The following is a 279-nucleotide window of genomic DNA, read 5'->3' on the forward strand; positions in this document are numbered from 1 at the left end:
GACGGGCAAGCAGGCAGGTCAGCAGCGTCCTGCCCGAATTACCCTTTGCCGAGATGATCAGAAGCGATTTCATGGTTCATCGTCCTCAGCCGCACCCGAGGTCGATGAACCTGCGAAAAAAAAGAACCCGCGGCGCCAAGGAGGCTGACCGTGGGCTCAACGGGGGATCATTGCATCAGCGCCAGAAAGCAGAAAAGCCTGCAGATGCAGGCTTTTTGCGAATGCGTCTCGGCACACCACGTCGTCGCACAGACATCGAACTGCGGGGCCGCTAACGCG

General features: G+C 59.1%; 1 protein-coding gene. It reads left to right on the forward strand.

Going from position 1 to position 279, the window contains the following annotated elements; all coding sequences use genetic code 11:
• Positions 1–275 (forward strand): hypothetical protein (locus tag SB751_RS29835; RefSeq protein WP_410749003.1); only part of this gene is annotated, 275 nt, incomplete at its 5' end.
• Between the last annotated feature and the right edge of the window lie 4 nt (positions 276–279).

Origin of the sequence: Cupriavidus sp. SIMBA_020, from assembly GCF_046535395.1 — a bacterium.
GTDB classification, from domain to species: domain Bacteria; phylum Pseudomonadota; class Gammaproteobacteria; order Burkholderiales; family Burkholderiaceae; genus Cupriavidus; species Cupriavidus campinensis.